The 7432-nt window shown below is 59.1% G+C and carries 9 protein-coding genes; 6 read left to right on the top strand and 3 right to left on the bottom strand.

The genetic code is table 11. The features are described from left to right. Positions 1–46: 46 nt before the first annotated feature. The 5 genes from SHM7688_RS12165 (at position 47) to SHM7688_RS12145 (ending at position 4208) form a co-directional block, all read left to right on the top strand. Entirely contained in the window at positions 47–886 is an 840-nt protein-coding gene (locus SHM7688_RS12165; protein ID WP_058240193.1) for an AAA family ATPase, read from the top strand. Positions 887–1029: 143 nt separating this feature from the next. After that, a complete protein-coding gene (locus tag SHM7688_RS12160; RefSeq protein WP_058240192.1) occupies positions 1030–1482 on the top strand; it encodes a GNAT family N-acetyltransferase in 453 nt (150 codons plus the stop codon). After that, a complete protein-coding gene (locus tag SHM7688_RS12155; RefSeq protein ID WP_058240191.1) occupies positions 1482–2843 on the top strand; it encodes a DUF2927 domain-containing protein in 1362 nt (453 codons plus the stop codon). Before SHM7688_RS12160 ends, SHM7688_RS12155 begins: the two co-directional genes overlap by 1 nt. Positions 2844–2849: 6 nt before the next feature. After that, on the top strand, positions 2850–3017 hold the full coding sequence (locus tag SHM7688_RS19880) for a hypothetical protein (protein WP_058240190.1): 168 nt from the start codon (positions 2850–2852) through the stop codon (positions 3015–3017). 6 nt (positions 3018–3023) lie between these two features. Then, the gene (locus SHM7688_RS12145) at positions 3024–4208 is read left to right on the top strand and encodes a vWA domain-containing protein (RefSeq protein WP_058240189.1); all 1185 of its coding nucleotides are present in this window, start codon (positions 3024–3026) and stop codon (positions 4206–4208) included. 35 nt (positions 4209–4243) lie between these two features. Here SHM7688_RS12145 and SHM7688_RS20155 read toward each other — a convergent pair whose 3' ends face one another. Then, a complete protein-coding gene (locus SHM7688_RS20155; RefSeq protein ID WP_083499033.1) occupies positions 4244–4708 on the bottom strand; it encodes a GFA family protein in 465 nt (154 codons plus the stop codon). Positions 4709–4825: 117 nt separating this feature from the next. On the opposite strand from SHM7688_RS20155, the gene SHM7688_RS12135 reads away from it, so the two are divergent. Continuing rightward, positions 4826–5518, top strand: coding sequence for a M48 family metallopeptidase (locus SHM7688_RS12135; RefSeq protein ID WP_058240187.1), 693 nt, complete (start codon positions 4826–4828; stop codon positions 5516–5518). A 100-nt stretch (positions 5519–5618) separates the two neighbouring features. Here SHM7688_RS12135 and SHM7688_RS12130 read toward each other — a convergent pair whose 3' ends face one another. Beyond that, on the bottom strand, positions 5619–6170 hold the full coding sequence (locus SHM7688_RS12130; protein WP_223229209.1) for an RSP_2648 family PIN domain-containing protein: 552 nt from the start codon (positions 6168–6170) through the stop codon (positions 5619–5621). Between the two features lie 7 nt (positions 6171–6177). Beyond that, positions 6178–7383: an RSP_2647 family RNA methyltransferase gene (locus SHM7688_RS12125; protein WP_058240186.1), complete on the bottom strand. Its 1206-nt coding sequence runs from the start codon at positions 7381–7383 to the stop codon at positions 6178–6180. Positions 7384–7432: the final 49 nt, after the last annotated feature.

Genomic DNA, 7432 nt, shown 5'->3' with positions numbered 1-7432 from the left:
TCAGGATAGGGTCGCGCTGAAATTGAGGAACCGGCGGAGAATTTCCATGCAGTTTACTGGCACCAAAGATTACGTAGCGACAGATGACCTGACCGTAGCCGTAAACGCTGCAGTTGCGCTAGAGCGTCCCCTTCTGGTCAAGGGCGAGCCCGGTACAGGCAAAACTGAACTGGCCCTGCAGGTGGCTCAGGGATTGGGCCTCAAAATGATCGAATGGAACGTGAAATCCACCACCAAAGCACAGCAGGGCCTCTATGAATATGACGCTGTATCTCGCCTGCGTGACAGCCAACTGGGCGATGAGCGCGTGCATGACATCTCCAACTACATCAAGCGCGGCAAACTCTGGGAAGCTTTTGACCGTGACGAGAAAGTCGTGCTGCTGATTGACGAAATCGACAAGGCCGATATCGAATTCCCCAACGACCTGTTGCAAGAACTCGATAAGATGGCCTTCCACGTTTATGAAACCGGCGAGACCGTCACGGCCAAACATCGCCCGATCATCATCATCACCTCCAACAACGAAAAAGAACTGCCAGACGCCTTCCTGCGGCGCTGCTTTTTCCACTACATCCGCTTCCCGGATATGGAGACCCTGAAAAAAATCGTGGCTGTACACCATCCGGGCATCAAAGACGCCCTGCTAACCACAGCTCTCACACAATTCTTTGAGATCCGCGAAACCGCTGGCCTGAAAAAGAAGCCTTCCACTTCCGAGGTGATTGACTGGCTGAAGCTTCTTCTGGCCGAAGACCTGAGTTCTGAGGATCTCAAGCGAGATGGCGCCAACGCCCTGCCCAAACTGCATGGTGCCTTGTTGAAGAACGAACAGGATGTGCATCTGTTTGAGCGTCTGGCCTTCATGGCCCGCTCGGGTCGGTGAGTTTGTAACCGGCCCTCAGAGACTTGTTTCTTGATCGAGGGCCGCGATTTCTGTCGACGACCACCGCATTCTTGCCCCAGTTCTCAGGCATGCTAGGCTAACAGCCAGCGCCGCTTGGCGCGCAGGCACAGACAGGACAGACGATGACAGCCGCCATACCGCGCATTCGCCCCCTCAAAGCCACCGACGAAGCACAATGGCGTCACCTCTGGACCGCCTATCTGACGTTTTATGAGACCACCGTGCCGGAAGAGGTCTACGCAAGCACTTTTGCGCGGCTTCTGGGCGAAGATCCGCAGGATTTCTCCTGCCTTGTTGCTGAACAGGACGGCACATTGGTTGGTCTGACCCATTTCCTTTTCCACCGCCACGCATGGAAAGTTGAAAACGTCTGCTACCTTCAGGATCTCTTTGCCGACCCCGCCGTGCGCGGCACGGGTGTGGGGCGCAAACTCATCGAAGCCGTCTATGCCGCCGCCGACGCAAATGACGCGCCATCGGTCTATTGGCTGACACAGGATTTTAACCAAACCGCACGCACCCTTTATGATCGCGTCGGAAAACTGACCCCTTTCATTCGGTATCAAAGGCCCTGATGTTTCGTTTCTTATTGCCATTTGTTTTTCTGGTCTCCGCCTGCGCCCCTGCATGGGAGGGTGGGTCCACCACCCGTGCGGCTGTCTCTGAGGTCACCCTGCCGCCGGTCAAAGCCTTCTCCACACCCCGCCCCCTGCCGCCGGGCCGCTCCAACCGCGACATCGCCCGCGATTTTCTCGATCTCTCCTTTGAACTGGAAAGTGGCCGAAAACTGGCGCGTATGACCCGCTTTGAAGGCCCCATCACCCTGCGCGTCACCGGCACACCGCCTGCGGGCATGATGAGTGACCTGCGCGCGCTCCTGACGCGGCTGCGCACTGAGGCGCGGATCAACATTACACAGACCACCTCCGCAACGGCCAATATCACCATTCAGGCGGTCTCTCGCAAAGACATCCGCAAGGCCCTGCCACAGGCCGCCTGCTTTGTGGTACCCAATATTTCCGCGTTAAACCAATATCGCGGCGCACGGCGCAGCGGTGCCGCCAATTGGGCACTTCTGGAGAACCGGCGCAAGATTGCGATCTTTCTGCCGAATGATGCCAGCCCGCAAGAAACCCGCGATTGCCTTCATGAAGAATTGGCACAGGCTCTTGGCCCGCTCAACGATCTCTACCGCCTGCCTGACAGCGTTTTTAATGACGACAACATTCATGCGGTGCTCACAGGCTTTGATATGCTGGTGCTGCGGGCCTATTACGATCCAAGCCTAACCAATGGCATGACCCGCGCCGAAGTGGCGCAACGCCTGCCCGCGATCCTGGCGCGCATCAACCCGCGTGGCGAACGGCTGTCCTCCAACCCGCTCCCTGCAACGCCGCGCAGCTGGATTGAAGCGGTGCAAACCGCGCTCGGCCCCGGCACCTCACAGATCGGCCGCCGTCTCGCAGCGCAAGAGGCACTAAAGATTGCCCAGAAAGAAGGCTGGCGAGATCACCGCCTCGGGTTTTCCCACTATGCGCTGGGGCGTCTGATTCAGGGACAGGATCTGTCCCAAGCCTTCTTTCACTTCGCCGAAGCCGACCGCGTTTATCGCACCGCAGACCCCTTCGGCCCTCATCGCGCCTATGTCTCCACCCAATTGGCCGCCTATGCCATCAGCGCAGGCCAAAGCCGCGAAGCCCTGAACATTCTCTCTCCGCAATTACCCAAAGCCGCACAATTTGAAAACGCCGCCCTGCTCTCCACGCTCATGCTCTTGAAAGCCGAAGCGCTGGAGATGGAGGGCAAGCTGGAAGAGGCAGGTCAACTGCGGCTGGACAGTCTTGGCTGGGCAAGATACGGCTTTGGCCCGGACTGGGCCGTACGCGCAAAACTGCGCGAAATCGCCTCGCTCAGCCCGATCAAAGGGAGATCATAAGAGACGATGTTTGTGATTTTTGGCGCCCTGATTGGCGCAATTCTCGGCGGCGCTCTCGCTGCAAAACGTGGCGGCAAAAGGCTCGACATCCTGCAATACGCCGTCGTCTACGCGATGATTTTTGCTATGCTGGGCCTGTTCGTCACCCTCTTCGTCCATCGTATGTCTGTGTGATCCAAGATGTTTCTACCCTTCTTTGAAAACCTGCGAGCCGCCCGTGTGCCTGTGTCGCTACGCGAATTCTTAGGTTTTCTTGAAGGGCTGCGCGCTGGCCTCGCCACCTATGATGTGGAAAGCTTCTACTATCTGGCGCGCACCATCATGGTGAAGGACGAGCGCAACATCGACAAATTCGACCGCGCCTTTGCCATGACCTTCGATGGTCTTGCAGAGATTTCCGCACAGGATGTTCTGGAGGCTGTGGACATTCCCGAGGAATGGCTGCGCAAGATGGCCGAAAAACATCTCAGCGCGGAAGAAATGGCCGAGATTGAGGCCATGGGCGGCTTTGACAAGCTCATGGAAACCCTGCAGGAGCGCCTCAAAGAGCAGGAAGGCCGCCATCAGGGCGGCAATAAATGGATCGGCACCGCCGGAACCAGCCCCTTTGGTGCCTATGGCTACAACCCCGAAGGCGTGCGCATCGGCCAGAAAGAAAGCCGCCATCAACGCGCCGTGAAAGTCTGGGACAAACGCGAGTTCCGCAATTTTGACGACACGGTTGAATTGGGTACCCGCAACATCAAAGTGGCGCTCAAACGCTTGCGCCGCTGGGCCCGCGAAGGGGCCTCCGAAGAGCTCGATCTGGACAACACCATCCGCGCCACCGCCGAACATGGCTATCTGGATGTCAAAACCCGCCCCGAACGTCACAACGCAGTAAAAGTGCTGCTGTTTCTGGATGTGGGCGGCTCGATGGATCCGCATATCAAAGTGGTGGAAGAGCTGTTCTCCGCCGCCCGTGCCGAGTTCAAACATCTGGAATACTACTACTTCCACAACTGCCTCTATGAAGGCGTGTGGCGCAACAATCAGCGCCGCTGGAACGATCAGACACCTACCCATGAAGTCCTGCGCACCTATGGGCCGGATTACAAATGCATCTTTGTGGGTGACGCCTCCATGTCGCCCTATGAAATCGCCTATCCCGGCGGGGCCAATGAACATTGGAATCAGGAAGCCGGGCAGGTCTGGTTGGAACGCGCGCAGGATCAGTGGGGCTCAAATCTCTGGATCAACCCGGTGCCAGAAACCCACTGGCAATACACCCATTCCATCAGCATGATCCGCGAAATCTTTGAGGACCGCATGGTGCCCATGACGCTAGAGGGGCTGGAACGTGGCATGCGTGAGCTGACCCGCTAACAGCCTTCGGCACGCCGCTCCGCCTTCATGCCTGCTCAATTCTGCGGCAATCGCTTCCCCGGCAGAGCCAAAACCTGCATCACTGGCAGTGTCAGCCCCACATAGCTGGCCACCGCACCGAGATGTTTTGGGATATTATCCGCCAGATCGCGCACCCGCGTGCCATAGTAGATGTCACAAGACACCGGCGGCAGTGCCAGATCAGAAAGCCTGTCCGAGGGCACAATATTGAACACCCCAAACAGGAGGCCCAACATCGGCTGATCACAATGCCGACACACCCCACGCGAGAGAGGCGACGGCCGCATGGTCTTGATCCACTTCAAACTGTCGGGCTCTTCCGCCCGCACCTGTCCTCGACGAAACAGCAAAGCATCCGCATAGTGCGCGCCATACACAGCCTGGCATTTTGTACAATGGCAGCGAAATCGCACACGCGGCGCCGCATGCAATTTGATGTGCGTCCGCCCACACTCACACGTTGTTTTTATATCCTTCATGCCCCCACCCTAGGCAGCCGTTTCAAACAGCGTCAACATCCCACAGCATGTGACGTAGAGACCACCTGCCGCTTCACATAGCTTGCACCGCACCGCCCTGAGGCCCATATCTCTCCCATGATCAAACTGACGCCCATTTTGCTGGCCCTTGTCATGGGGATTTTGACCTTCAGGTTTTCCGCATGGCGTACCAATAAAGAGCTGGCTGCAAAGTCATCGGAACTGGCAGATCCCCAGCTTGCGCCGCTGATCGCGCGCATGGCCAAGGCGCTCGATTTGCCCCGCATCCGCGTACACATCTATGAGATCGAGCCGGTGAATGGCCTCGCCGCGCCCGATGGCAAAATCTACCTCACCCGCGGCTTTTATCAAAAATATCGCGCAGGCGATGTCACCGCCGAGGAAATGGCCAGCGTCATTGCCCATGAGCTCGGCCATGTTGCCTTGGGCCATGCCCGCCGCCGCATGATTGATTTTTCTGGGCAAAACGCCCTACGCACAGCGCTGGCCATGGTACTCAACCGTTTCCTGCCCGGCCTTGGCGCGCTGCTATCAGGGGCCGCACTATCTCTGCTGATGGCACGGCTTTCGCGCGCAGATGAATTTGAAGCAGATGCTTATGCCGCCGCCCTGCTGGTCAAATCAGGCATTGGCACCTCTGCGCAGAAAAGCCTCTTTGACAAGCTGGCCCATCTCACAGGTGCCCACGGCGCCACCACCCCCGCCTGGCTGCTCAGCCACCCCAAAACCGAAGAGCGCATCAAAGCCATCGAAAAACTCGAATCGGACTGGGGCATCCCCACACCCTGAGCCTTCCTCTTGAGAAAAATATCCTGGGGAGCACAGCCTGCTGTGACGGGGCAAAGCCCCTCCTCATCGCACGCCTGCGCTGCACGCGCCCTCTCCGAGGTTACCCCGCAGCACTCACTGCCTTGGCCAGTTTGGGCAGGCGTGCTTTCTTCAGCAGCGCGCGCATCCCCCATGTGGCCCCGCTGAGCCGCTCCGCCTCCAGTCGCACCGCCTCACAGACCTGTGCCACCCCGTCCGGATCCTCGGCCCAACACCCGCGCAACAACTCATCGGGCGCAAGCCGCAAAAGCCCTTCTTCGGCCAAAGTCTGACGTGGAAAATCTTTCGCGTTGACCGTGACAATCGCATCGCTGGAGCCCGCAATGGCCGCCGCCAGCACATGCGCATCATGCGGGTCAGGCAGAACAAGACGCGCCTCAAGCGAGGGCTTCCAGGTGATTGCCGCCTTGGGCCAGGCCGCCGTCAGAAGCGCGATCTCACGGCGTGCCTGCGGCTCTCCTGTGGGGCCAATCTTGCGCGCGGCCCGTGCCCACTCCTCCAAGATCCGGACCGACCATTGCGGCTCAAACGCTCCTGTCGCCGCCACCCCCAACAGCACCTCCCGCATCACGGTCGGATAAAGCACGCAGGTGTCCAGCAGAAGACGTTTCACATCAGGCTCACAGACGGAAGAACAGAGATTTCAGATAACCACTTTCCGCAAGCTGCGGCATCAAAGGGTGGTCCGCCCCCGCAAAGCCGGTGTGCAAAAGCTGCGCATGCCGCCCGGCCCGGCCAATCCCGCGCAGGCTTGCGCCTCGAAAGCGCGCCACATCTGCGGCATGTGAACAGGAACACAAACCCAGATAGCCCCCCTCTGCCACCAGCGGCGCAGCCAGACGTGCCACGCGCTCATAGGCCCGCAATCCTTTTTCCAGCGCCGCTTTGGAGGGCGCAAAGGCTGGCGGATCACAAATCACCACATCAAACTGCGCCCCTTCTTCCTGAAGCGCTGTCAAAACCTCAAAGGCATCGCCCTTACGCGTGTCAAAACGCGCCTCCACGCCCGCCGCCGCAGCCCCCGCCTGCGCCAGTTCCAGCGCCGCCGTAGAGCCATCCACCGCGGTGGCATGGGCTGCACCACCGGCCAGAGCGGCCAGAGAAAACCCGCCCACATGGGAGAATACATCCAAAACCTTTGCATCCTTGCAAAGCTGTGCCGCAAACGCATGGTTGGGTCGCTGATCATAAAACAGCCCGGTCTTCTGCCCTCCGGTCAGGTCGGCCATATAGGTGGCCCCATTCATTTTCACCGGCACGGGGCCTGCCGGGGCCTGCCCGACCATGACCTCCATGCGCTCCTCCAGCCCTTCCAGACTGCGCGCACGCCCGCTGCCGTTCATAATCACACAGGACACCCCGGTCACCGCAACCAGCGCCGCAACTAGCGGTTCAATCAACGTATCCGCCCAGGCGGCATTGGGTTGCACCACGCAAACCTCGCCAAAACGATCCACCACCACACCGGGCAGACCATCAGCCTCAGCATGGATCAGGCGGTAAAACGGGCTGGGATAGAGCCGCTCCCGCATCGCAAGCGCGCGGGCAAACTTCGCCTCAAACCAGGCCTGATCGATCTGCGCGTCCAAATCGCGCTCCAGCATCCGACAGAAAATCTTGCTGTGGCTGTTGGTGGCCACAAGCCCCATGGGGTCACGCTTGTCATCTTCCAGCACCGCAATGGTGCCCGGCGCCAGCGCTTTGGTGCGCCGATCGGTGACCAGCTCATTGTCATAGACCCAAGGAAACCCATGCCGGATGGCACGAGCATTGGCTTTGGGTTTCAGACGTACGACGGGGCGTTCAGACGCAAAAGAGGACGGCATAGACATGCCGCCCTCCTACTGTGTTCTTTGAGGTGTGAAAAGCCCTGTT

Source organism: Shimia marina (genome assembly GCF_001458175.1).
Lineage (GTDB): Bacteria > Pseudomonadota > Alphaproteobacteria > Rhodobacterales > Rhodobacteraceae > Shimia > Shimia marina.
Note: the sequence above shows the minus strand (reverse complement) of the source record. Positions and strands in the feature narration are given on the sequence as shown.

Excerpts from the sequence above, each read along its gene's own strand:
- SHM7688_RS12165 (WP_058240193.1), top strand. The coding sequence starts at position 47 with ATGCAGTTTACTGGCACCAAAGATTACGTAGCGACAGATGACCTGACC.
- SHM7688_RS12160 (WP_058240192.1), top strand. The coding sequence starts at position 1,030 with ATGACAGCCGCCATACCGCGCATTCGCCCCCTCAAAGCCACCGACGAA.
- SHM7688_RS12155 (WP_058240191.1), top strand. The coding sequence starts at position 1,482 with ATGTTTCGTTTCTTATTGCCATTTGTTTTTCTGGTCTCCGCCTGCGCC.
- SHM7688_RS19880 (WP_058240190.1), top strand. The coding sequence starts at position 2,850 with ATGTTTGTGATTTTTGGCGCCCTGATTGGCGCAATTCTCGGCGGCGCT.
- SHM7688_RS12145 (WP_058240189.1), top strand. The coding sequence starts at position 3,024 with ATGTTTCTACCCTTCTTTGAAAACCTGCGAGCCGCCCGTGTGCCTGTG.
- SHM7688_RS20155 (WP_083499033.1), bottom strand. The coding sequence starts at position 4,708 with ATGAAGGATATAAAAACAACGTGTGAGTGTGGGCGGACGCACATCAAA.
- SHM7688_RS12135 (WP_058240187.1), top strand. The coding sequence starts at position 4,826 with ATGATCAAACTGACGCCCATTTTGCTGGCCCTTGTCATGGGGATTTTG.
- SHM7688_RS12125 (WP_058240186.1), bottom strand. The coding sequence starts at position 7,383 with ATGCCGTCCTCTTTTGCGTCTGAACGCCCCGTCGTACGTCTGAAACCC.